General features: G+C 67.0%; 26 protein-coding genes. 11 read left to right on the top strand and 15 right to left on the bottom strand.

The annotated features are described in order from the left end of the window. The first annotated feature begins 118 nt into the window (after positions 1 to 118). On the top strand, positions 119 to 643 hold the full coding sequence (locus BMX32_RS14415; protein ID WP_029213785.1) for a 3-hydroxyanthranilate 3,4-dioxygenase: 525 nt from the start codon (positions 119 to 121) through the stop codon (positions 641 to 643). A 13-nt stretch (positions 644 to 656) separates the two neighbouring features. Here BMX32_RS14415 and BMX32_RS14410 read toward each other — a convergent pair whose 3' ends face one another. Beyond that, entirely contained in the window at positions 657 to 1,211 is a 555-nt protein-coding gene (locus BMX32_RS14410; RefSeq protein WP_049808712.1) for an NUDIX hydrolase, read from the bottom strand. A 154-nt stretch (positions 1,212 to 1,365) separates the two neighbouring features. On the opposite strand from BMX32_RS14410, the gene BMX32_RS14405 reads away from it, so the two are divergent. The 3 genes from BMX32_RS14405 to BMX32_RS14395 all read left to right on the top strand — a co-directional run bounded on the left by BMX32_RS14405 (position 1,366) and on the right by BMX32_RS14395 (position 5,554). Then, positions 1,366 to 2,316 (top strand): transporter, encoded by a 951-nt coding sequence (locus BMX32_RS14405; RefSeq protein ID WP_089979760.1) that lies wholly within the window; start codon positions 1,366 to 1,368, stop codon positions 2,314 to 2,316. Between the two features lie 219 nt (positions 2,317 to 2,535). Continuing rightward, positions 2,536 to 4,023, top strand: coding sequence for an amino acid permease (locus BMX32_RS14400; protein ID WP_029213782.1), 1,488 nt, complete (start codon positions 2,536 to 2,538; stop codon positions 4,021 to 4,023). Positions 4,024 to 4,114: 91 nt separating this feature from the next. Then, positions 4,115 to 5,554: an amino acid permease gene (locus BMX32_RS14395; protein WP_029213781.1), complete on the top strand. Its 1,440-nt coding sequence runs from the start codon at positions 4,115 to 4,117 to the stop codon at positions 5,552 to 5,554. A gap of 245 nt (positions 5,555 to 5,799) precedes the next feature. Here BMX32_RS14395 and BMX32_RS14390 read toward each other — a convergent pair whose 3' ends face one another. Then, the gene (locus BMX32_RS14390) at positions 5,800 to 6,129 is read right to left on the bottom strand and encodes a high-potential iron-sulfur protein (protein WP_029213780.1); all 330 of its coding nucleotides are present in this window, start codon (positions 6,127 to 6,129) and stop codon (positions 5,800 to 5,802) included. 131 nt (positions 6,130 to 6,260) lie between these two features. Between BMX32_RS14390 and BMX32_RS14385 the strand changes: the two genes are divergently transcribed. The 4 genes from BMX32_RS14385 to BMX32_RS14370 are packed head-to-tail and all read left to right on the top strand — an operon-like array spanning position 6,261 to position 9,214. Continuing rightward, a complete protein-coding gene (locus BMX32_RS14385; protein ID WP_029213779.1) occupies positions 6,261 to 6,905 on the top strand; it encodes a methylthioribulose 1-phosphate dehydratase in 645 nt (214 codons plus the stop codon). Then, positions 6,902 to 7,471, top strand: a complete 570-nt coding sequence (locus tag BMX32_RS14380) for a 1,2-dihydroxy-3-keto-5-methylthiopentene dioxygenase (protein ID WP_029213778.1) — start codon at positions 6,902 to 6,904, stop codon at positions 7,469 to 7,471. The genes BMX32_RS14385 and BMX32_RS14380 overlap by 4 nt, the downstream gene beginning before the upstream one ends. A gap of 53 nt (positions 7,472 to 7,524) precedes the next feature. Next, on the top strand, positions 7,525 to 8,208 hold the full coding sequence (gene mtnC, locus BMX32_RS14375) for an acireductone synthase (protein WP_089979759.1): 684 nt from the start codon (positions 7,525 to 7,527) through the stop codon (positions 8,206 to 8,208). Then, positions 8,192 to 9,214 (top strand): C13 family peptidase, encoded by a 1,023-nt coding sequence (locus BMX32_RS14370; RefSeq protein ID WP_089979757.1) that lies wholly within the window; start codon positions 8,192 to 8,194, stop codon positions 9,212 to 9,214. Before mtnC ends, BMX32_RS14370 begins: the two co-directional genes overlap by 17 nt. Before the next feature lie 140 nt (positions 9,215 to 9,354). Here the strand turns inward: BMX32_RS14370 and BMX32_RS14365 are convergent, their stop codons facing one another. Genes BMX32_RS14365 through BMX32_RS14355 form a run of 3 tightly spaced genes read right to left on the bottom strand, consistent with a single transcriptional unit; the run spans position 9,355 to position 12,323 of the window. Further along, positions 9,355 to 10,152, bottom strand: coding sequence for an amidohydrolase (locus tag BMX32_RS14365; protein ID WP_029213902.1), 798 nt, complete (start codon positions 10,150 to 10,152; stop codon positions 9,355 to 9,357). Next, a complete protein-coding gene (locus BMX32_RS14360) occupies positions 10,140 to 11,285 on the bottom strand; it encodes a pyridoxal phosphate-dependent aminotransferase (RefSeq protein WP_089979755.1) in 1,146 nt (381 codons plus the stop codon). Before BMX32_RS14360 ends, BMX32_RS14365 begins: the two co-directional genes overlap by 13 nt. Positions 11,286 to 11,294: 9 nt before the next feature. After that, entirely contained in the window at positions 11,295 to 12,323 is a 1,029-nt protein-coding gene (locus BMX32_RS14355) for a LysR substrate-binding domain-containing protein (protein WP_089979754.1), read from the bottom strand. Between the two features lie 129 nt (positions 12,324 to 12,452). Between BMX32_RS14355 and BMX32_RS14350 the strand changes: the two genes are divergently transcribed. Continuing rightward, positions 12,453 to 13,034, top strand: a complete 582-nt coding sequence (locus BMX32_RS14350; RefSeq protein WP_089979752.1) for an FMN-dependent NADH-azoreductase — start codon at positions 12,453 to 12,455, stop codon at positions 13,032 to 13,034. 124 nt (positions 13,035 to 13,158) lie between these two features. Here the strand turns inward: BMX32_RS14350 and BMX32_RS18700 are convergent, their stop codons facing one another. The 7 genes from BMX32_RS18700 to BMX32_RS14320 form a co-directional block, all read right to left on the bottom strand. After that, positions 13,159 to 13,308, bottom strand: a complete 150-nt coding sequence (locus BMX32_RS18700) for a hypothetical protein (protein ID WP_170843670.1) — start codon at positions 13,306 to 13,308, stop codon at positions 13,159 to 13,161. Between the two features lie 13 nt (positions 13,309 to 13,321). Further along, positions 13,322 to 13,483 (bottom strand): hypothetical protein, encoded by a 162-nt coding sequence (locus BMX32_RS18695; RefSeq protein WP_170843669.1) that lies wholly within the window; start codon positions 13,481 to 13,483, stop codon positions 13,322 to 13,324. Between the two features lie 47 nt (positions 13,484 to 13,530). Continuing rightward, positions 13,531 to 14,412, bottom strand: coding sequence for a ribonuclease H-like domain-containing protein (locus tag BMX32_RS14340; RefSeq protein ID WP_089979750.1), 882 nt, complete (start codon positions 14,410 to 14,412; stop codon positions 13,531 to 13,533). Beyond that, entirely contained in the window at positions 14,409 to 16,826 is a 2,418-nt protein-coding gene (locus tag BMX32_RS14335; protein WP_089979749.1) for a DEAD/DEAH box helicase, read from the bottom strand. The genes BMX32_RS14340 and BMX32_RS14335 overlap by 4 nt, the downstream gene beginning before the upstream one ends. A 74-nt stretch (positions 16,827 to 16,900) precedes the next feature. Continuing rightward, entirely contained in the window at positions 16,901 to 17,128 is a 228-nt protein-coding gene (locus BMX32_RS14330) for a hypothetical protein (RefSeq protein WP_089979747.1), read from the bottom strand. Positions 17,129 to 17,231: 103 nt separating this feature from the next. Continuing rightward, complete coding sequence (locus tag BMX32_RS14325) at positions 17,232 to 17,471, bottom strand: hypothetical protein (protein WP_089979746.1); 240 nt, start codon at positions 17,469 to 17,471, stop codon at positions 17,232 to 17,234. Positions 17,472 to 17,545: 74 nt separating this feature from the next. Continuing rightward, positions 17,546 to 17,950 carry a hypothetical protein gene (locus BMX32_RS14320; RefSeq protein ID WP_029213896.1) on the bottom strand — a complete coding sequence of 135 codons (405 nt, stop codon included), beginning with the start codon at positions 17,948 to 17,950 and terminating at the stop codon, positions 17,546 to 17,548. Between the two features lie 146 nt (positions 17,951 to 18,096). Between BMX32_RS14320 and BMX32_RS14315 the strand changes: the two genes are divergently transcribed. Further along, a complete protein-coding gene (locus BMX32_RS14315; protein ID WP_089979744.1) occupies positions 18,097 to 18,501 on the top strand; it encodes a hypothetical protein in 405 nt (134 codons plus the stop codon). A gap of 37 nt (positions 18,502 to 18,538) precedes the next feature. Then, positions 18,539 to 18,931 carry a DNA-binding transcriptional response regulator gene (locus tag BMX32_RS14310; protein ID WP_089979742.1) on the top strand — a complete coding sequence of 131 codons (393 nt, stop codon included), beginning with the start codon at positions 18,539 to 18,541 and terminating at the stop codon, positions 18,929 to 18,931. A gap of 5 nt (positions 18,932 to 18,936) precedes the next feature. Here BMX32_RS14310 and BMX32_RS14305 read toward each other — a convergent pair whose 3' ends face one another. The 3 genes from BMX32_RS14305 to BMX32_RS14295 form a co-directional block, all read right to left on the bottom strand. Further along, positions 18,937 to 19,152: a hypothetical protein gene (locus tag BMX32_RS14305; protein WP_029213893.1), complete on the bottom strand. Its 216-nt coding sequence runs from the start codon at positions 19,150 to 19,152 to the stop codon at positions 18,937 to 18,939. A gap of 117 nt (positions 19,153 to 19,269) precedes the next feature. Further along, positions 19,270 to 19,608: a hypothetical protein gene (locus BMX32_RS14300; protein ID WP_089979741.1), complete on the bottom strand. Its 339-nt coding sequence runs from the start codon at positions 19,606 to 19,608 to the stop codon at positions 19,270 to 19,272. A gap of 53 nt (positions 19,609 to 19,661) precedes the next feature. Continuing rightward, entirely contained in the window at positions 19,662 to 20,384 is a 723-nt protein-coding gene (locus BMX32_RS14295; protein ID WP_089979739.1) for a murein L,D-transpeptidase catalytic domain family protein, read from the bottom strand. Positions 20,385 to 20,476: the final 92 nt, after the last annotated feature.

The raw sequence follows: 20,476 nt of genomic DNA, 5'->3' as shown, positions 1-20,476 counted from the left end.
CGATGAGTGCTCGCAACCAGACCCATCGCGAGCCGTCCTGCTCCCACCGGAAAGCTCGCCGCCACGACGGCTCCGGCGGCGGGAACGCCGTCAGGCGCAGTCCGGGTATGATCCGCCCATGAGCCTCCTGCCTCCCATCGACCTCCAGCGCTGGATCGACGACAACCGCGCGCTGCTCAAGCCCCCCGTCGGTAACAAGTGCATCGTCGATGGCGACTTCATCGTCATGATCGTCGGCGGTCCGAACGCGCGCACCGACTACCACTACGACGAAGGACCGGAGTTCTTCTACCAGCTCGAAGGCGAGATGGTGCTGAAGGTGCAGGACGATGGCACCGCACGCGATATCCCGATCCGGGCCGGCGAGATCTTCTACCTGCCGCCGCGCGTGCCGCACTCGCCGCAACGCATGCCCGATTCCATCGGCCTCGTGATCGAGCGCCGCCGCCTCGCGGGCGAGAAGGACGGCCTGATGTGGTTCTGCGAGTCGTGCAACCACAAGCTGTTCGAGGAATATTTCCCGCTCGGCAGCATCGAGAGCGATTTCCCGCCGGTGTTCGAACGGTTCTACCGCTCGCTCGACGCGCGCACATGCAAGCGCTGCGGCACGGTGCACCCCGCGCCGGCGAACTATTCCGACTAAGGCAAAGCCGCGCCTACCGCGTCTTCCGGCGCTCAAGCCACTTCGTCGCCATGCGACGCAGCGAGGCATCCGACGCCGGATCGGACGCGATGTCCGCGACGGGGCGCCAGGCGAGTTCCAGCGACTCCTCGTTGCGCACGACCTCCTCGCTGCCGCGCGCCACGACGACGTGACGCACGTCGTAGTGCCAGTGCTCGGGCTCGTCGCCGCGCGTCGGGATGACGTGGCGATCGATGTCGAAGATGCCCGGCAAGACCGCAAGGTTCGCAAGCCCGGTCTCCTCGCCGGCCTCGCGTAACGCCACGCCGGCGAGATCGGGATCGCCGTCGGCGTGGCCGCCGGGCTGCAGCCACCGGCCGAGCTTGCGGTGAAGCATCAGCAGCGCGCGCTCCCCGTCGGCGCTGACCAGCCATGCCGACCCCGTGAAGTGACCCGAGCGCGTCTCGCGGTGGAACGGACGCTCCGCGTCGCGAAGCCATTCGCCGAATCGAGCGATGTCACCTTCCCCTGGCCACCGTTGCGCATAGCGCTCCAGATCGTGGGCCAGCCGCTGTCGTGCTTCATCCATCGGAAAACGCCTTCAAGGAACCGGCGCATTCTCGCACGGCTTTTTAGGACCAGTCCGATGTCGGACGCGGGCATCGCTTGCCTAGGATGGCTGCGGGGCGCACGACGCGCCTCGCCCCCTCGCAGCCCCCGCTGCGCCAAGCAAGGAAACGCGCATGTCCCCACCCCTGAAGTGCACCGCCCTGTTCATCGGCGCCGTGGCCGCCTGCCCGTCGCTGGCGATCGCCGCGCACGAGGCGAACTTCACCGGCCCGCTCGTCACACCGGCCGTGAACAGCATGCCGGTCGGCATGACGAACATCGAGCCATACCTCATCCATACCAATACGCGTGGCGCCTACACCAACGCGGGCGACCGCAAGGAGCGCGATCCGACCATGCGCCAGTGGCAGCTCGCCGTGCCCATGACCTACGCGCTCACGGACACGGCGTCGGTGCAGCTCACGCTGAACGCGTCGCGTACCTCCGGCGAGGGCATGCACACCGACGGCATGCGCATGGGCGACACCGCGGTCCGCGTCCAGCAGCGCCTTCGCGCACCGGACGCGGACGGGCAAGGCCTCGTCCTCGCCGTGGCGCTGGCGCAGCGGCTGCCCACCGGCACCTACCACGGACTGGACACCAATCCGCTCAACGGTACCGGCAACGGCGCCATGCGCACCACGATCGCGTTCGGCGCCCAGCAACTGTATGGGCTCGACGATGGCCGCGCGGTGCGCTGGCGGTCGCAACTCGCCTGGAGCCCGTCACCCGGTCGCATCGGCGTGCGCGACACCAGCGTCTACGGCACGGAGCACGGCTTTCGTGGCCACGCACGGCTCGGTCAGGCATGGAACGCCTCGGTCGCCGCCGAGTACGCGCTCGACGCGCGGTGGGTGCTCGTCGGCGAAGCCATCTGGAACCGCGCGAGCGCCGTCGAACTCACCGACAGGCGCGGCAATGGATCGCGCCGCATCGCGCCGAGCCAGGATCTCAGTTTCGCGCCGGCCGTGGAATATCACTTCAATCCGACCATGGGGCTCATCGCAGGCGTACAGTTCACCGTCGCCGGACGAAACACCGCCGACTACGTCGCGCCCCAGGTCGCGCTCAACATGGTCTTCTGAAGCATCGGCAAGACACGTGCACAACCGCCGCAAGTCATGGTCGACACCCACACCCGTTGCATGCAAGGCCTTGGCACGCCTCGCAACGCAGCTTGTACGGCCGCGCCCCGCTGGGCTATGGTGCCGTGCCAGCGCTTCCGGGCAGCGGCGTGCGCACCGTGGCTCACGCGGCGGTCCCAACAATAAAAGGCAACATTCCGGCAGTAGTAGGGGAGACACATGTTGAAACACCTGTTCGCGACGCATCCCATCGAGGCCGCGCCGCACGTCGATGCTGGTGAACACATCGACACTGGCGCCCACGGAGGCGAACTCAAGCGCGTCCTTACCGCGAAGCACCTGATCATGCTCGGCGTTGGCGCCGTGATCGGTGCGGGTATCTTCGTCATCACCGGCCAGGCCGCCGCGCTCCATGCGGGCCCCGCACTGGTCATCAGCTTCCTCATCGCGGGCTTCGCCTGCGCCCTCGCCGGTCTCTGCTACGCCGAATTCGCGGCGATGCTGCCCGTCTCCGGCAGTGCCTACTCCTATTCCTATGCGACGCTCGGCGAGTACGTGGCCTGGTTCGTGGGCTGGAACCTCGTGCTCGAGTACCTCTTCGCCGCGGCCACGGTCGCCGCGGGCTGGTCCGGTTACTTCAACGAACTGCTCGGCCTCATCGGGCAGGTCGTCGGCACGAACGTCACCCTGCCCGCCTACCTGTCGTCGGCACCGTTCCAGTTCGTCGAAGGCCACATCCAGGCTACCGGCACGCTGATCAACCTGCCGGCCGTGGTCATCATCGCGGCGCTGTCGGGCCTGTGCTACGTCGGCATCACGCAGTCGGCGTTCGTCAACTCGATCATCGTGGCGATCAAGGTCACCGTGATCCTGCTGTTCCTCGCGTTCGCCATCCAGGTAATCAATCCGGACAACTGGCATCCGTTCATTCCGGAAGCCGAAGGTCCGGGCACGTTCGGCTGGGGCGGTATCTTCCGCGCGGCGACCATCGTGTTCTTCTCGTACGTGGGCTTCGACGCCGTGTCGACCGCCGCCGGCGAAGCGAAGAACCCGCAGCGCGACATGCCCATCGGCATCCTGGGTTCGCTCGCCATCTGCACGGTGCTCTACATCGCCGTCGCCCTGGTGCTCACGGGTATCGCGCCGTTCCGTATCCTCAACACGCCGGAACCGGTCGCGACCGCGCTGGGCCTCTACCCGCAGCTGTCGTGGCTGAAGGCGATCGTCGTGCTCGGCGCCATCACGGGTCTGTCGTCGGTGATCCTCGTGATGCTGATGGGCCTGCCGCGCATCTTCTTCTCGATGGCGAAGGATGGCCTGCTCCCGCAGACGATGGCGAAGATCCATCCGAAGCACCGCACGCCGCACGTCGGCACCATCATCGTCGGTGTCGCCGCGGCCGCCATGGCCGGCCTGTTCCCGGTCAGCGTGCTGGGCGAGCTGGTCTCGATGGGCACCCTGCTCGCGTTCGCCACGGTCTGCGTCGGCGTGCTGATCCTGCGCTACACCCGTCCCGACCTGCAGCGCAGCTTCCGCGTGCCGTTCGTCTGGCCGATCTGCATCCTTGGCGCGCTGGCCTGCGTGTACCTGTTCTGGCAGGCGTTCGAAGAGCACTGGCGCCTGATGGTCGGCTGGATCGTCATCGGTCAGGCCATCTATTTCGGCTACGGCTACGCGCACAGCAAGCTGCGCAAGTCGCTCGGCTGATCGAGGCTCCCGAGACGAAGGGCCGGCGCATCCCGCCGGCCCTTCGCTTTGGGGCTATCCTCTCCACGAATACCCGACTTCCAGGCTGTCCATGCTCCAGCAGTTACTCGCGAAGAAAGCGCCTCAGGCCGAACCCGACGACGCGCACGGTCCCGCCCTGCGCCGCACCCTTGGCCCTTGGGGCCTCACGGCGCTGGGCATCGGTGCGGTCATCGGCGGCGGCATCTTCGTGATCACCGGCGTCGCGGCGGCGGAACACGCCGGCCCCGCGATCATCATCTCGTTCATCCTCGCGGCGATCTGCAGCACGTTCACGGCGCTTTGCTACGCCGAGTTCGCCTCGATGATCCCCGTGTCCGGCAGCGCCTATTCCTACGCGTACTCCACGCTGGGCGAAGGCGCCGCGTGGTTCATCGGCTGGAACCTGATCCTCGAATACGGCGTGTCGGCATCGGCCGTCGCGGTGAGCTGGACGGGTTACTTCGTCAGCCTGCTCGACCATGTCGGCATCCACATTCCTCCCGCGCTGACCAACGCCCCGGTCGACTGGGTCGACGGCCACATCGTGATGACCGGCGCGCTGTTCAACCTGCCCGCGGTGGGCATCACGCTGGCGCTGACCTGGCTCTGCTACGTCGGCATCAAGGAGTCCACCGGCATCAACATGGCGATGGTGCTGCTCAAGACGGCGTTGATCATCCTCGTGATCGTCGTCGGCGCGAGCCACATCGATACCGCGAACTGGCATCCGTTCATCCCCGCCAACCAGGGCGGCGACAAGTACGGCTGGTCGGGCATCCTGCGCGGCGCGTCGATGGTCTTCTTCGCTTACATCGGGTTCGAGGCCACGTCCACGGCGGCGCAGGAGTCGAAGAACCCGCAGCGCGACATGCCGATCGGCACCCTCGCGTCGCTGGCGATCTGCACCGTGCTCTACATCGCGATGGCGGCCGTGCTCACCGGGCTGGTGCCCTTCGATCAGCTCGGAACGTCCGAGCCGGTCGTGACCGCGATCCGCCAGCATCCCGAACTCGGCTGGCTGCGCGGCATCGTCGAAGTGGGCGCGCTCATCGGTCTGTCGTCCGTCGTGCTCGTCATGATCATCGCGCAGCCGCGCATCTTCATGATCATGGGTCGCGACGGCCTCATGCCGAAGGTGTTCACCACCATCCATCCGAAGTACCGTACGCCCCACATCAACACGGTGATCACCGGCGTGGGTATCGCGCTGCTCGCCGCCGTGTTTCCGCTCAACGTGCTCGGCGACCTCACGTCGATGGGTACGCTCGTGGCGTTCTGCGCCGTATGCGGCGGCGTGATGATCCTGCGTCGCACCGCACCGGATCTTCCGCGCACGTTCCGCGTGCCATGGGCGCCCGTCACGTGCGTGCTCGGTATCCTCAGCTGCATCGCGTTGCTCACCTCGATGGGCGTGCGCAACTGGATCCTGATGGCCGTCTGGACCGTGCTCGGCATCGCCATGTACATGGCGTACGGCTATCGCCACAGCCGCATGCGAAAGCAGGGCTGAGCACGACGCGCGACGATGCCTTGAAACCTCGACCGCTCTCGAGGTTTCAAGGCTAAGTTAACGAAATTCTTATAGAAACGACGATAAAAGGCCTGTCATTTAACTGCCATTGGCCGGCCGCGTGTCGAGGGGAGTATGATCCCGAGTCCGCGGGTAAATCACTTGGCAGTGGGCCCCGGATTGCCGCCCAGCGCGTCAGGCGGGTCAGCTCCTCGGCCTGGCGCGCTTGGGTTGCATTTTGCAACTCAGGTGGCGAGCACGTGCGACACGCACCAGCCCTTGGCCGCCACGGCCTTGCCCGGGAAGAGCTGACACGGCCCCCAGGCGGCATCCGCCTTCCCCTGATAGAAATTGCAGTTCGAACACTTGTCGCCCGGCTTGCGGCCGGGACCGCCCGTCTCCGCCTCGGTGTACTTGAGCGCCGTCGCGGTGGGGTCCGTCGGCGACAGGTGGGGCAGATCCTGAGCCAGCGCCACGCTGGTGGTACCGAGCACGGCCACGGCGGCGGCGCCACCGGCTGCGGCCTTCAGGAAACGGCGGCGACCCTCGATCGAGGGATCGTTGCGATGCGTCATGGGTATAACCTCCTTCGGCAAAGCAGGCATCCTAGCGTCATTGCTCAAAAGCAAATGGTTCGCATTGACGCCCACGGGGCGCGGCCGGCCCCCATGCTATGATCGACGCCTGTTTGGACGTCCAAATCCCCATGTCGAAGACCCTCACGCCCGTATCCGCAGAACGCCTCGCCGAGTGCGCCGACGCCATCGCGGAGGCCGCGCGCGAGCTTGCGGCCTTCGGCTGGACGCCGGCCACCAGCAGCAACTTTTCGATGCGGATCGACGACGATCATGCCGCGATCACCATCTCGGGCCGCGACAAGGGCCGGCTGGGTCGCGACGACATCATGCTGATCGACATGGCGGGCAAGGCGGTCGGTTCCGACCACCGGCCGTCCGCCGAGACGGGCCTGCACACCCAGGTGTACCGCCGCTACCCGCAGGCCAACGTGGTGCTGCACACGCACTCGCGCACGCAGAGCGTCGCCTCGCGCCTGTTCGCCGCCGAGGGCCGCGTGCATCTGGAGGGCTGGGAGTTGCAAAAAGCCATCTCCGGCTACACAACGCACGAAAGCGTGCTCGACATTCCCGTCTTCCCCAACACGCAGCACATGCCCGACCTGGAAGCGCAGGTGGATGCCTGGATCGACGCCGGCAAGCCGCTGTACGCGTACCTGATCGACGGGCACGGCATCTACACCTGGGGCCGCGACATGGCCGAAACCCGCCGCCATCTCGAAGCCCTGGAGTTCCTGCTCGGCTGCGAACTCGATCTCAGGAGGCTTTCCCCATGAGCCGGCTCCGCATCTACGACGACACCCATACCGAAACCCCCATCGCCATCCACCACGACCACGCCGCCATCGCCGCGGCCCTGAACGCGGTGGGCGTGCGCTTCGAGCAGTGGGAGGCCAACCAGCCGATCGCGCCGGGCGCCACGCAGGAGGAGGTCATCGCGGCCTACCGCGAGGACATCGACCGCCTCATGCGCGAGAACGGTTACCAGTCCGTCGACGTCATCAGCCTGAAGCCGGATCACCCGGATCGCGCCGCGTTCCGTCAGAAGTTCCTGAACGAGCACACGCACAGCGAGGACGAGGTCCGCTTCTTCGTCGCCGGTGCCGGTCAGTTCACGTTGCACATCGACGGCAAGGTCTACGAGGTGCTCTGCGAAAAGGGCGACCTCATCGGCGTGCCCGACGGCACCCCGCATTGGTTCGACATGAGCGAGTCGCCCTACTTCGTGGCCATCCGGCTCTTCACGAACACCGAGGGCTGGGTCGCCAGCTTCACGGGCGAGGACATCGCCGAGCGCTTCCCGCGCATGAGCCCGCATTCCTCGGCGCAGAACGTTTCGTAAGGCACGCCCGTCGTTTATCCTGCGGATATCCCCGATCCGCAGGCTTCCCCCGCATGTCCGACATCCGCGCCGTCCTCACCGACATCGAGGGCACCACCAGCTCCATCGACTTCGTCAAGGACGTGCTGTTTCCGTACGCCCGCCGGCACTTGCCGGCTTACGTCGAGACGCACTGGGACGAGCCCGAGGTGCAGCACTGGCTCCACGAGGCCGCGAAGGAAGCCGGCATCGTCGAAGCATCGCGCACCGAGGTCATCGACCTGCTCATCGGCTGGATCGACGCCGACCGCAAGTCCACGGCCCTGAAGGCCCTGCAGGGCATGATCTGGGCCGACGGTTACGCGTCGAAGGCGTTCGTTTCGCACATGTACCCGGAAGTCGCCGCGCGCCTGAAGGCGTGGCACGACGACGGTCTGTCGCTCTACGTGTACTCGTCGGGCTCCGTGCCCGCGCAGAAGCTCCTCTTCGGCCATAGCGAGAACGGCGACCTGACGCCGTTGTTCTCCGGTTACTTCGACACCGAAACGGGCCACAAGCGCGAGCGCGAGTCGTATGCCCGCATCGCGGAGGCCATCGGCCTGCCGCCGGCGCAGATCCTGTTCCTGTCCGACATCCGCGAAGAGCTGGATGCCGCCCGCGCCGCCGGCATGCGCACCACGCAGCTGATCCGCCCACCGCAGTCGCTAAGCGACAACGGCCATCCTGCCGTGGCGACGTTCGATGCGATCGTTCCTTGATCCCCGCCGCCGGGCCGCTATCGGCATCCTCGGTGCATTCGTCACCGGGGTACTGCTGACGCTGGCCCTGCTCCGGTTCGGACCGGAGCCTCTCACGGCCCGGCAGGAACCGGTCGCGCGCACGGCCGTCGAGGCGCCCGCCGCGGTCGCCACCGCGGCGCCGGCCGAGGTCGCGCCGGATCCCGATGCCGACCCGTGGCCGGCCGACGCGCCGACCCCCGAGCAGGTCTTCACGGCGCAGCCCGATGCGGTCCGCCGCGCCGTGAGCCGGCTGTCGCCGCGCGTACCGGGCAAACCGAACGTCTACGCCGTCGCGTTCGCCGGCGATGGCTCCGAGGACGTTTTCCGCAACGAGGCGGAATACCTCGACACACTGATGGCCCAGCGCTTCGGGTCCGCCGGCCATACGCTGGTCCTCGAGAACAACCCGGCGACGTTGGGCACGCGGCCGCTCGCGAGTTGGACGAACCTCGAAGAAGGCCTCGCCGGCCTGGCGCGCGTCATGGATCCGCGCGAAGACATCCTGCTGCTCTACGTCGCCACCCACGGCGGCGACGACCATTCGCTGCTCGTCGACATGGATCCCATCCCGCTCGATCAGCTCGATCCCGACGGGCTCGCCGACATCCTGCAGAAGCACGCCTTTTCCTGGAAAGTGCTCGTCGTGAACGCGTGCTACTCGGGCGGTTTCGTGCCGAAGCTGCGTGGCCCCGGCACCCTCGTGCTCACGTCGGCGCGCGAAGACCGCACGTCGTTCGGCTGCGGCGCCGATGCCGACATCACCTATTTCGGGCGGGCGTGGCTCGCTCAGGGCCTGAACGCGACGCCGGATTTCGTCGAGGCGTTCGGCCAGGCGCGGAGCGCGATCGCCGGCTGGGAGAAGCGCGAGTCGCTGGAGCCGTCCGAGCCGCAGATCGATATCGGCGCAGGCATCGAGGACAAGCTGGCCGGGTGGCGCAAGGGCGCGCTCATCGGGCCGGCGGTGCCATTCAAGGCTGCTCGCTAAGCCGGAAGAGACCCGCGAGCACCCTTCGCCAGCAGGCTGGCTCCCACCGGGGCAACGGTGGCCCTGATGGCAGCCAGCCTGCTGGCGGCTGTAGCTCTGGTGGGAGCCAGCCTGCTGGCGAAGGGGCTCGCGCTGACGCCTCAGATATCGAGCGAAAACCGGTCCGCATCCATCCATGCCGGGAAATGTTCCCGTCGCGCCTTCAGTGGCTCGGGATCGACGGCCACGGTGACCACCTGCTCCTGCGGACCGAGCTCCACGAGCGTCTCGCCGAGCGGGTCGATGATCGCGCTGTCACCCGCATACGGATGATCGTTGCCATCGATGCCCACGCGGTTGAGGCCGATCGTGTAAGCCAGGTTCTCGATCGCACGGGCGCGCAACAACGTGCGCCATTGCTGGCGACGCGGCGCCGGCCAGTTCGCGACGAAGAGCGAAAGGTCGTACTCCATGCCACCGGGAGCCTCCTCGCGCCGGCCGTTGCGCAGCCACACCGGGAAGCGCAGGTCGTAGCAGACCTGCGGAAGGATCCGCCAGCCTTTCAACTCCACCACCAGTCGCTTGTTACCGCCGCCGTACCGGGTATGTTCGCCGGCCATGCGGAACAGGTGGCGCTTGTCGTACGTGGCGAGCGAACCGTCCGGCGACGCCCAGAGGAGCCGGTTGAACACCGTGTCGCCTTCGCGGATCACGAGGCTGCCGGTGAGCGTGGCGTTCACTTCGGTCGCCAGCGCACGCATCCACGCCACGCTGGGACCGTCCATCGTCTCCGCGTTGCCCAGCGTGTCGTTGGTGAAGCCGGAGAGGAACGTCTCCGGCAGGACGATCAGGTCGCTGGCCGCGGCACCGCGCACGAGGGCGCCGTAATAGTCGCGATTGGCCGGCGCGTCGTGCCAGCGCGTGGCACCCTGTACGAGCGAGATGGTCAGAGTTTGCACAGGAGCTCCGCAGCGGCTTCCATGGTCGCGTCGTTCTTGGCGAAGCACAGGCGGATCAGCCGGGTATCCGGTGCGCTCTCGTAGAACGGACTCAGCGGGATCGCGGCCACACCGCCCTCGCGCACGAGCCACTCGCTGAAGTTGATGTCGTCGACGTCGCGGATGGCGCTGTAATCGACGAGCTGGAAGTATCCGCCCGGCACGTCGAGCAGCGTCAGCCGCGATGGCGCGATGAGCGCGCGGAAACGGTCGCGCTTGGCCTGGTAGAACGCCGGTAGCTCCAGATAGTGTTCCGGCGACGATTCGAGGAATTCGGCGAACGCCGACTGCGCGGGATGGAACGTGCAGAAGGTGAGGTACTGGTGCACCTTGCGGAACTCGGCGGTGAGCGCCTTGGGCGCCACGGCGTAGCCGACCTTCCAGCCCGTGCAGTGGTAGGTCTTGCCGAACGACGACACCACGATACTGCGCGACGCCAGTTCTTCGTGCCGCAGCACGCTCTGGTGCTCGGCGCCGTCGAACACGATGTGCTCGTAGACCTCGTCCGAGAGCACCACGATCGGAGTGTCGCGCACGATGGCCGCGAGTTCGTCGAGATCGGCGCGCGACAGGACGGCCCCCGACGGATTGTGCGGCGAGTTGACCAGGATCATGCGCGTCTTCGGCGTGATCGCGTCGCGGACGCGCTGCCAGTCGATGGCGAACGAGGGCAGCGTCAGCGGCAGGTGCACCGCGGTGGCCCCCTGGAGTTCGATCGCGGGCTCGTAGCTGTCGTAGCACGGATCGAACACGATCACTTCGTCGCCGGCGCGCACCACGGCGGCGATGGCCGAGAACAGGGCCTCGGTGGCGCCGGAGGTCACCGTCACCTCGGTGTCGGGGCTCACGCGGTGGCCGTACAGGCGCTCGGTCTTCAGCGCGATCTGCTCGCGCAGCTTCGGGATGCCCACGCCGGGCGCGTACTGGTTCTTGCCCTCGGCCATCGCCCGCGTGATCGCCTCGCGCAACGGAGCCGGCGGTTCGAAATCGGGAAAGCCCTGCCCCAGGTTCACCGCCCTGTGCTCCATGGCCAGCTGGCTCATGACGCTGAAGATGGTGGTGCCGACCTTGGGAAGCTTGGTTTCGAGCTGCATCGCGTGCCCTTATTCGTTTGGACGGCCAAACGCCGTCGAAGGCTCCGATCCTATCATGCGGGCCAGGCGGATCGCCCCGGCCTGCTCCGGATGGTCGGCCAGCCTCTTGCAGTCCTTGTGGAACTCGGCCTGGGCCTTCGGCAGCCGTTCGGCGAGGAAATCCACGAAGCTGCGCACGGCCGGCAGCAGGCCACGGCGACTGGGGTACACGAAATGCAGCGTGCCCTGGGCCGTCGTGTACTCCGGTAGCACCCATTCCAGATCGCCGGTCGAGAGCAGCGGGGCGCAATAATCTTCGGGCAGCAGTGCCACGCCGCAGCACTGCACGGCCGCGGAGATCAGCACCGTGAAATCCCCGCTGACCAGCCTCGGCTTCACCTCGACGGCGGCCTTCTTGCCGCTCGGGTCGACCAGCTCCCACACCTGCGCGCCTTCGTGCTCGTACATCGACAGCGCCGGCAGGGCCGCGAGCTCGTCCAGGGTCTTCGGGCGGCCGTGGGCATCGAGAAATTTGGGGCTCGCCACCAGCAGACTGCGCGCGTAGCCGATGCTGCGCAGGACGAGCGTGGCGTCCGTATCAAGCTTTTCGCGGACACGGATGGCCACGTCGTATCCCTCCCCGATCAGGTCCACGCGCCGGTTCGTGGCGGTCATGCGGATCTGCACCTTCGGGTGTTCGAGCATGAAGGCCGGAAGCATCGGACCAAGGACGTTCTGCGCGATGGAGATCGGACAGCTCACGCGGACCACGCCGCGCGGCTCGGTTCTCAACTCGTCGACGGCATCCTGAGCGGCGCGGGCCTCTTCGAGCACCGCACGGCAATGCTGGTAGAAGCGCTCGCCGATTTCCGTGACCACGAAACGCCGGGTCGTCCGCTGCAGCAACCGCACCCCGAGCCGTTCCTCGAGCTGGGCGATGCGCTTGCTAAGGCGCGACTTCGGGATGCCGAGGGCCCTGCCGGCCGCCGAGAACCCGCCGTGTTCCACGACCGAGGCGAAAAAGTACAGATCGTTGAGGTCCTGCAACGCGCCTTCCATCGGAGGCTCCCGTCGTTTCTTCTGCGAAACAATCAGTCTACTCCAAGCGGACTAATCACGGGATTGTCTGCGGCGTATCGTTCCTCCCATGCCGCTCCCGAGAGCCGGCCCCATTCCGAGGAAAAGTCCATGAAAGTCCTGCATATCGACGCGAGCGCCCTGGGCACCTACTCCGTCACCCGTGGCCTGACCGCGGCGATCGTGGCCGAGTTCGTCCAGAGCCACCCGGGTGCCGAAGTCACCTACCGCGACCTGCATGCGAACCCGCTCGCCCCGTGGTCGATGCCGGTCGGCGACGACAATCCGACGGATATCGAGGCCGCGAAGGTGATGGACGAGTTCCTCGCCGCCGACGTGGTGGTCATTGGTGCCCCGATGTACAACTTCAGCGTCAGCAGCACCCTCAAGGCCTGGATCGATCGCATCGCCGTGGCCGGCAAGACGTTCAGCTACACCTCGGCGGGCCCGCAGGGCCTCGCCGGCGGCAAGCGCGTCGTCATCGCCTCGTCGCGCGGCGGCGTCTACACCGAGGGCCCGGCGGCCAGCATGGACTTCCAGGAACCGTACCTGCGCGCCATGTTCGGATTCCTCGGCGTCACGGACATCGAGTTCGTCCGCGCCGAGGGCATCGCGATGAGCGACGACCACAAGACCAACGCGGTCGGTTCCGCGATGGCCAGCATCGGTGGCCTGATCCGCAAGGCGGCGTAACAACGAGAGGCCGCGCGATGCGCGGCCTCTTTTTCCCCGCCCCTGGTGGGAGCCAGCCTGCTGGCGAAGGGTGCTCGCGATAAGTCCCCTTCGCCAGCAGGCTGGCTCCCACCCGTGCGCTTTATCAGGGCGAGTTCTGCTTGCCCGGCTTCTCGTTGGGCATGTTCTGCGATTCCTGCGGATGCCCTTCGCCCGGTATTTTCGGTTTCCCATGGGACGGTTTCGGATTGTCCTCGCGGTAACCCGGCGTTTCCTGCTTGTCGTCGTTCGTCATCGTCCTGCTCCGTCTATTGCCGCTGCTGGCACGCGGCGTGACCGCATTCGCAGACGCCACCGACCATCTGGCTTTCGGACGCCATCTGGCAGCTGACGCTGCAGAAGGCCTGGTTCAGCGCGACCCTGCAGCCACAACCGTCGTGATCGCAGGATTTCTGTTCTTCGTCGCTCATGATCGGATTCCTCATGGCCATACCCGGGAGCCTGCGCGGCGCGACGTCTATTTTTCGTCACCGCCCGGCGAAACCGCGTCGAGCGCCGCCCATCCATGGGCTTCGACCAGCAATCCGCTGAGGCTGCGCACATCCTGCAGGTTGTGCTCGGCCACGCGGACGAGGTCCGTCGACGCACCGCCCCGCAGATATGTGAGCCACGCGCGCGGCGCCTCCGAGCCCGGCAGATCGTCCTCACGCACGATGCGCAGCAGCCGCCGCTCGGCCGTCTGCATCCTGCAGTTCTCCCAGACCTGGCGATACCGGCGCCGCATCGGATGTAGCAGATCGACGTGCGGCAGGCCGGCGAGCGGATTCGCCATGCGCGCGAGCCGGTAACGCGTGGCGAGCAGCGGCGCGTCGTACGACTTGCCGTTGTAGCTGACGAGCACCGTGTCGCCATGGATCCACGTGGCGAACGCACGAAGCATCGCCGTCTCGGCAGCCATCGTGGTCATGTAGAGCTGGCGCACGCGAAGCGCGTCGCCGTGCCAATCCGCCGCGCCGATCATGAAGGCGCGGGTGCCAGTCCCTCCCGCGAGGCCCGTGGTCTCCGTATCGAAATGCAGCAGATGTTCGCGCCGCGCCGTGGTCATCTTCGCGAACGACAGGTCGAGCTCGGACGGCGCACAGGGCAGCGCGAAACGCTGCTCGAGGTAACGCAGGCCGGGCGAGACCTCTTCGCCCGGCACATCGCGCGTGAACGTGCGCAGCGGCGCGCGCGGCTGGGCGATACGATCGCGCACGCCGGCCATGCGACGGAGCGCGGCGAGACGCGCGGCCGTGGCCTCTCCGCTCGTCGACGCTGCCGGCGTGACCACCGGCGTCGTAGGCACGGGCGCACCCGCCTGCCGGCGCAGGGCGGCGAGTCGCGACGCCAGATCGCTCATGCGGTGGCGCCGAGAAGGGTCAGCACGCGCATCGCGAGCGCACGGGGCGTGTCCTCGCGACCTTCGTCGGCGGCGAGCACGGGTCCGACGCAACCGGGGCAGCCGGCCTTGCACGCACAACCTTCGATGGTCGCCAGGGCGTGGCGCAGCAGTTCCGGCGCGCGCTGGAACAACGGCTCGCTAAGACCCACGCCGCCGGGGAAGTTGTCGTAGAGGTACACCGTGGGCAGGAAGCGCTCGAGCGTGTCGGCCAGCGCGAGCCCGCCGTCCGGCGCGCGGATCTGCCCGCGACCCGACGCGTCCACCTGTGCCGACCAGCCCCCGTCGCCCGAGCCCACCGCCTTCTGCAGGTCGCGGGCCTCGGCCATTACCGCGACGATCGCGGCGGTGTGCAGCGCGTAGGCCGCCCCCAGAAAACCGTCGAGCGCGTGCTGGCGCGAGCGGAAGGCTTCGTCGAGCACCGTTTGCGGCAACTGCCACCACACGGCCGTCGAATGCAGCTCCTGGTCCGGCAGATTCACCGGACCGTAGCCGATGTTCTCGTGCGTGTAGTAGCGGATCTTCTTGTAGCCGGACACGCGCCGCACGACGTGCACTTCGCCGTGCCGGGCGCTGCCTTCGCCGGCCTTGCGCCCATCGAAGCACTCCAGCTCCTTGAGCTTCGTGTAGTCGATGGCGTCGGTGTAGTAGTCGACGTGCGTGCGCGTGCAGTACGCCTTGCGGCCGTCCCAGTCCAGCCGCTCCACCTGGTACGGTACCGACTGGATCATGTGGATCGCACCTTCGTACAGCGTGAGCGCCGCGGCGGAGTAATCCACTTCCGCGATGATCGTCTGCCGGCCCTGCGTGCGGTCCACGACGACGAAATTGCCATCGGCCACCGAGCGCAGGCTCACCGCGTTGGCAGGGTAGCTGTCGGCGATCCATTCCCAGCGATCGCCTTCCCGGTGCAGCACCTCGGATTCGGCGAGCACCTGGAGGAACGGCTCGGCGTCGTCGGGCCCGAACCGGTCCCCCGCGAGGAACGGGAGCTCGAACGCCGCGCAGCGGATGTGGTCCAGCAGGATCAGCGGCTGGTCGGGCTGGATCCGGGCATGTTCGGGACTGGCCTCCGTGAGGAACGTCGGGTGCCGCATGAGGTACTGGTCGAGCGGCGCGCTCGTCGCCACCAGCACGCCGAGCGACGGCTGCTGCCGGCGGCCGGCACGCCCGAAGCGCTGCCATGTGGCGGCGATGGAGCCCGGGTAGCCATTGAGCACGACGGCATCGAGGCTGCCGATGTCGACGCCCAGTTCCAGCGCCGACGTGGACACGATGCCGTCTACCGAACCGGCCCGTATCTGCCGCTCCACCTCGCGACGCTCCGTGGGCAGGTAACCGCCACGGTACGCGCGGATGCGCGCGGGCTTGCGGGTGTCGTGGTCGAACACGTCCTTCAGGTATTTCGTCAGTACCTCGACCATCAGGCGCGACTGCGCGAACACGAGGGTCTTCATCTTCGCCTTGATCGCCACGCGCGCGATGAGGTTCGTCTGCGAACGGGCGGACGCCCGAAGGCCGAGGTCGGGATTCACCACGGGCGGGTTCCACAGCAGCACGTGCTTGTCGCCGCTGGGTGCGCCGCTCTGGCTTACCGTGACCACCTCGTCCTCGATGAGCGCCTGCGCGTGTTCCGTGGCGTTGCCGATGGTGGCGGAGCAGAGCACGAACTGCGGCGTCACCCCGTAGAACGCGCAGATGCGCCTGAGCCGGCGCAGCACGTTGGCGAGGTGCGAGCCGAACACACCGCGATAGGTGTGGATCTCGTCGATCACCACGTAGCGGAGGTTCTCGAAGAACTGCGCCCACTTGGTGTGGTGCGGCAGGATCGCCTGGTGGAGCATGTCGGGATTGCTGACCACCACGTCGCCATGCAGGCGGATCGCCTGGCGTGCGTCGCCCGGCGTGTCGCCATCGAACGTGAACGCCTTGACGCCCAGATCGCCCGCCCGGTTGATGTCGAGCAGCTCCGCGACCTGATCCTGCGCCAGGGCCTTCGTGGGAAAAAGATACAGCGCCTTCGCGCCCGCTTCTAGCACGGACGACAGCACCGGCATCGTGTAGCAGAGCGTCTTGCCGGACGCCGTCGGGGTCGCGACGAGCACGTGCTTTCCGGCGCGCGCGGCCTCCCAGGCCTCCTGCTGATGACTGTAGAGCCGGTCGATACCCCGCGCAGTGAGCGCGCTCGCGAGTGCCGGCGGCAGGTCGTCCGGCAGCGGCGCGAAGAGGCCCTCACGGCCAAAGACGGTAAACGCCGAGCACACGCGATCGCCGTACTTGTCGGTCAGCCGGCTGGCCAGTGTGCGGCCGTCGTGATGGGTGGCGAGGACCGCGTCGGACTCGGTGGACCGGAGTGCTTTGAGGTAGGCGGCCATCGCGGATCCGGGGAAAGTGAGGGGCGCCCGTTATGCCCCGCGGTCGTCTCACATCCTGCGACCGCCGCGATGGCTCAGCGGTCGGCGCTCCCGTCGGTCACGTGCCACAGCCCCGATTCGTCCTCCACCTTGATGTCGACCGCCTGGCCTTGCTGAGTGCGGAGGGCGGCCGTGAGCGCCAGCGCGTGGCGCATCGCCTCGTCGCGGGTCGGAAACTGGCCGACGAGGTCCGCGTTCCGTCGCAGGGTCCACTGGCCTCGGGACGACGCGTTGAAAGGTACGTAGAGGATCGTGTGCGGCAAGTGGGGTCGCTCCGGGGGGAAGGCCCCCTTGGCCTCCGTCGACACGACGCTAGGTGCCGCGCCGTCGCGAACGCGTCACGACGGAGTGGCCGCGGTGGTCACGTCACCCCGAATAGGCGCTGCGCGCGTCGGCGAGCCATTCGGCGTGACGGCTGCCTTTTTCCATCGCGGCGTCCACCGCTTTACGCTCGGCGTCGAAATCCTCGAGCAGCGTGATCATCACGAAGTCGTGCGGCCCGGCATGGAGCGCGGGCTCGACGATGTACGCGGCCTTCCAGGCGCCCATGGACGTTCTGAGCGTGCGGACTTCCACGGAATACTGGCCAACGATGCGGCGATGCACGTCTTCGCTCCCTTCTGCCATTGAGGCGGCGACGCTTCGACTCTTACGCTGTCGCCGCGACTTCGGCAAGCAGGTCAGCTCTTCGCTGCCGTTTGTGCAGATAGTCCCTCGCCACTGGCGGGGATCGTGAAGTTCATCGTTTCGCCCTGCTGCACGCTGGCGTCGACGTCCACGCGGTCGCTGCTGCACGCGCCATGCGGCATCACGCCCAGCTTTCGCGTACCGGCGGGCACACGGAGCACCAGCTGCTGACCGATCTCCATGTCCGCCACGACCTTGTCGTCGACGTAGATCGCGCTCGAGCAACCCGCGCCCCACAGGCCCTGATCGCGCACGATATTGAGCGTGCCGTCGCCGGCGGCCGTGTCCTGGAACGCGAAAACGGTGCTGGACGGCACATCGTGGATGCCGACGTGACGATCGTTCTGGGTGGCGCAGCCTGCGAGCAGGACGATGGCGGCAACGGCGAGATAGCGCATGGGGAAGCTCCTTGGCGGGAGTGAAAGCATTGGCGCGGCGCCGTGCAGGAAGGGTGAAGCGACGGGTCGCCGACTGGCTTGATTATTCCTGCACACGCTCGCGCCAACAATCGCCGCCGACGCCAACCCCTCCAAGGAATACCCGCATGGCCAGCCGCGACTGGATCGACATCGAATCGTTCGAAGCCATCAACGACACGGAACAATTCGATCGCCCCGATATTCCCCGGGTAGAAGCGGTCCTCTCGGGCGCACCGGAGCGGGACTGGCAACAGTTCTTCCTCGTCCGTGCGCGGGCCCTGGAACAGAGTCACCCCGGCCTGAAGATGGAAATCCTCGCCGACCGCCTCGGTTTCCACACCCGCGCGGCTCATGCGCAGGAGACCTGCCTCCTGGTGCACGAGGCCGTACAGGGCACGAACCAGGACTACGCGGCCCAGAAGGCGGCCGAGGAAAAGCGCATCGCGGACCGCAATCAGGAGGTGCAGGAGCTGATCGCGAAGATGAAGGACATCAATGCCGACTGGCCCCCCGCCCGGCCCGCCGAATAACCCACCGCAAGGCTCCAGGAATCGCTATGCTGCGCGCATGAATCCGGCCTCTCCCAGCAAGCCCTCCGTGCTCGTCTACGACCGGGCGCAACTCGTCGCGGAAACGATCGCGACGGTGCTGGAATTCGAAGGCTACGTGACGCATCCCACCGTGACGTATCGCGAAGCCAAGAAAAGGCTGAAGGATTTGCCGGATCTGTCGTTGATGATCATCCACGCGGATCATCGCCCCGGCGAGCGCCGCGGCGGCGCGCTGCTGCAGTCCGCCCTGCGCGAGCGGCCCGGCACGGCGATAGTCATCGTCTCCAGCCGCCTGCCCCAGGATCTGGGGCCGTTTCCGCCTGCGGCGGTCTTCCTCGAGAAGCCGTTCGACCGCGCCGCGTTGCTGAGCGCGATCGAACAGGCACGCACCGTGCGTCCGACGCCCTGACGGCGTTACTCGTCCATCCCGATCAGCTTTTCGATATCCTCGATGGCGAACTGGCGCGCCACGCGCTTTCGCTCCCAGCGGCCCATGGCCTGACAGGCCGGCCCGAGGTCCCGGGCGCGTCGCAGACGCCCGTCACGACTGATCTGGTAGCCCTCGGGGCCGTATTCGACGAGATAGGTGGCCTGCTGGCCACGTGTCCGCTGGTACCGCAACGATTCCATGCGTCCCTCCACCCCGGACCCGGCACACAGGCCCTTCGCGCCGATGTATGCCGCAGAACCGGCGCGCGGTAAGCGACACCGGTCACAGTTCCCGAGGTCTTGCCGTCGCAGGGGATGTCAGAGGCAGGAAATAGCTTCGCTGCGATAGCGGTCGTCGTACTCGCCGCCCTTCACTTTCTGGATTTCGTACATCACGACCTGGGCGCCCGGGCCACTGGCCGTCACGTCGAGACGCTCGTGCTTGCCGTCGTCGTTGGCGGTGACGCGACCGGACTCGTCCTTCGCGTCGCCCTTCGCGCTCTTGGAGAGCGCCTGCCACTTCGGCTCCACGCACTGCACATAGGCCGTCACGCTCTTGCCCGTCTTACTGCTGAGCTTGGGCAGGGTGTCGGTCATGCCGCTGGTGGCGCACCCGGCGAGGACGGTGCAGGCGGCGATCGCAAGAACGTGTTTCATGCTGGATTCCACGGTATAGGTCCGGGGATTCTAGCGCGAGAGGCGCGGCCCGATCAGCCGCCCGCCCGGGCGACGGTGTTGGCTTCGGCCTTCGCCAGCTGGCCGGTGGAGCATTTGAGGTAGTTCGACGACGCGAGCCACTTCTTGTCCGGGTAATACGAGAACACCATCTGGCCACCCTTCAGCGCGTCGATCAGCTTGTGTGCGATCGCGGTGCGGACGGCGGGACAACCCCAGCTGCGACCGATGCGGCCGGCGACCTTCGCCATCGCATCGTTCACGTAGGCGGCACCGTGGATCACGATCGCACGCGCCAGCGCCTGGTCGTTCACGCCCGGCTCGAGACCGTTCATCCGCAGGGAATACCCGTTCTTTCCGTTGTACGTGTCCGACGTGCGGAAGAGGCCTATGCTGGATGCGAGACTCTCCGGCGCGTTGGAGAATCGCGTCGCGTTGGCGTCGCCGCTGTTCTTGCCGTGCGCCACCAGCTCCTGGAACAGCAGCTTGCGGTTCACCGTGTCGAACACCCAAAGCCGCGGCTGCGACGACGGCTTGCTGTAATCGATGACGGCCAGACGATTCGACGGCTGCCCACTCTGCGTCTGCGCGCATTCGGCAGCTTCGACGGCCAGGCTGATCACCTTGGGATCGGCGGCGGGCGCCAGGCGCGCGAGCGCGTCACCGAGCGAGTCGGACGCGTGGGCGAGAGAGGGGAGGAAGAGAGAGGCACCGAGAAGCGGCGCGGACGCGAGAAGCGTGCGAAGCGATCGAATCATGCCACCAGCCAAAAAAGGTAGGCCGGCATCGTAACGTGCTGATCATTTATTGACCACAACGTCGTCACATCTGAGCCATTCATATATGTGAA

This window comes from Luteibacter sp. UNCMF331Sha3.1, from assembly GCF_900109915.1.
Classification (GTDB): Bacteria; Pseudomonadota; Gammaproteobacteria; order Xanthomonadales; family Rhodanobacteraceae; genus Luteibacter.
The sequence above is the reverse complement of the archived record's forward strand: the minus strand, read 5'-3'. Positions and strand labels throughout refer to the sequence as shown.

What these genes read in the sequence shown, in the direction of transcription:
- BMX32_RS14415 (WP_029213785.1), top strand. Translation starts at nt 119, where the DNA reads ATGAGCCTCCTGCCTCCCATCGACCTCCAGCGCTGGATCGACGACAAC.
- mtnC (WP_089979759.1), top strand. Translation starts at nt 7,525, where the DNA reads ATGTCCGACATCCGCGCCGTCCTCACCGACATCGAGGGCACCACCAGC.
- BMX32_RS14355 (WP_089979754.1), bottom strand. Translation starts at nt 12,323, where the DNA reads ATGGAAGGCGCGTTGCAGGACCTCAACGATCTGTACTTTTTCGCCTCG.
- BMX32_RS14295 (WP_089979739.1), bottom strand. Translation starts at nt 20,384, where the DNA reads ATGATTCGATCGCTTCGCACGCTTCTCGCGTCCGCGCCGCTTCTCGGT.
- BMX32_RS14310 (WP_089979742.1), top strand. Translation starts at nt 18,539, where the DNA reads ATGAATCCGGCCTCTCCCAGCAAGCCCTCCGTGCTCGTCTACGACCGG.
- BMX32_RS14320 (WP_029213896.1), bottom strand. Translation starts at nt 17,950, where the DNA reads ATGCGCTATCTCGCCGTTGCCGCCATCGTCCTGCTCGCAGGCTGCGCC.
- BMX32_RS18695 (WP_170843669.1), bottom strand. Translation starts at nt 13,483, where the DNA reads ATGAGCGACGAAGAACAGAAATCCTGCGATCACGACGGTTGTGGCTGC.
- BMX32_RS14380 (WP_029213778.1), top strand. Translation starts at nt 6,902, where the DNA reads ATGAGCCGGCTCCGCATCTACGACGACACCCATACCGAAACCCCCATC.
- BMX32_RS14350 (WP_089979752.1), top strand. Translation starts at nt 12,453, where the DNA reads ATGAAAGTCCTGCATATCGACGCGAGCGCCCTGGGCACCTACTCCGTC.
- BMX32_RS14400 (WP_029213782.1), top strand. Translation starts at nt 2,536, where the DNA reads ATGTTGAAACACCTGTTCGCGACGCATCCCATCGAGGCCGCGCCGCAC.
- BMX32_RS14335 (WP_089979749.1), bottom strand. Translation starts at nt 16,826, where the DNA reads ATGGCCGCCTACCTCAAAGCACTCCGGTCCACCGAGTCCGACGCGGTC.
- BMX32_RS14360 (WP_089979755.1), bottom strand. Translation starts at nt 11,285, where the DNA reads ATGCAGCTCGAAACCAAGCTTCCCAAGGTCGGCACCACCATCTTCAGC.
- BMX32_RS14315 (WP_089979744.1), top strand. Translation starts at nt 18,097, where the DNA reads ATGGCCAGCCGCGACTGGATCGACATCGAATCGTTCGAAGCCATCAAC.
- BMX32_RS14370 (WP_089979757.1), top strand. Translation starts at nt 8,192, where the DNA reads ATGCGATCGTTCCTTGATCCCCGCCGCCGGGCCGCTATCGGCATCCTC.
- BMX32_RS14300 (WP_089979741.1), bottom strand. Translation starts at nt 19,608, where the DNA reads ATGAAACACGTTCTTGCGATCGCCGCCTGCACCGTCCTCGCCGGGTGC.
- BMX32_RS14405 (WP_089979760.1), top strand. Translation starts at nt 1,366, where the DNA reads ATGTCCCCACCCCTGAAGTGCACCGCCCTGTTCATCGGCGCCGTGGCC.
- BMX32_RS18700 (WP_170843670.1), bottom strand. Translation starts at nt 13,308, where the DNA reads ATGACGAACGACGACAAGCAGGAAACGCCGGGTTACCGCGAGGACAAT.
- BMX32_RS14340 (WP_089979750.1), bottom strand. Translation starts at nt 14,412, where the DNA reads ATGAGCGATCTGGCGTCGCGACTCGCCGCCCTGCGCCGGCAGGCGGGT.
- BMX32_RS14390 (WP_029213780.1), bottom strand. Translation starts at nt 6,129, where the DNA reads ATGACGCATCGCAACGATCCCTCGATCGAGGGTCGCCGCCGTTTCCTG.
- BMX32_RS14410 (WP_049808712.1), bottom strand. Translation starts at nt 1,211, where the DNA reads ATGGATGAAGCACGACAGCGGCTGGCCCACGATCTGGAGCGCTATGCG.
- BMX32_RS14395 (WP_029213781.1), top strand. Translation starts at nt 4,115, where the DNA reads ATGCTCCAGCAGTTACTCGCGAAGAAAGCGCCTCAGGCCGAACCCGAC.
- BMX32_RS14385 (WP_029213779.1), top strand. Translation starts at nt 6,261, where the DNA reads ATGTCGAAGACCCTCACGCCCGTATCCGCAGAACGCCTCGCCGAGTGC.
- BMX32_RS14305 (WP_029213893.1), bottom strand. Translation starts at nt 19,152, where the DNA reads ATGGAATCGTTGCGGTACCAGCGGACACGTGGCCAGCAGGCCACCTAT.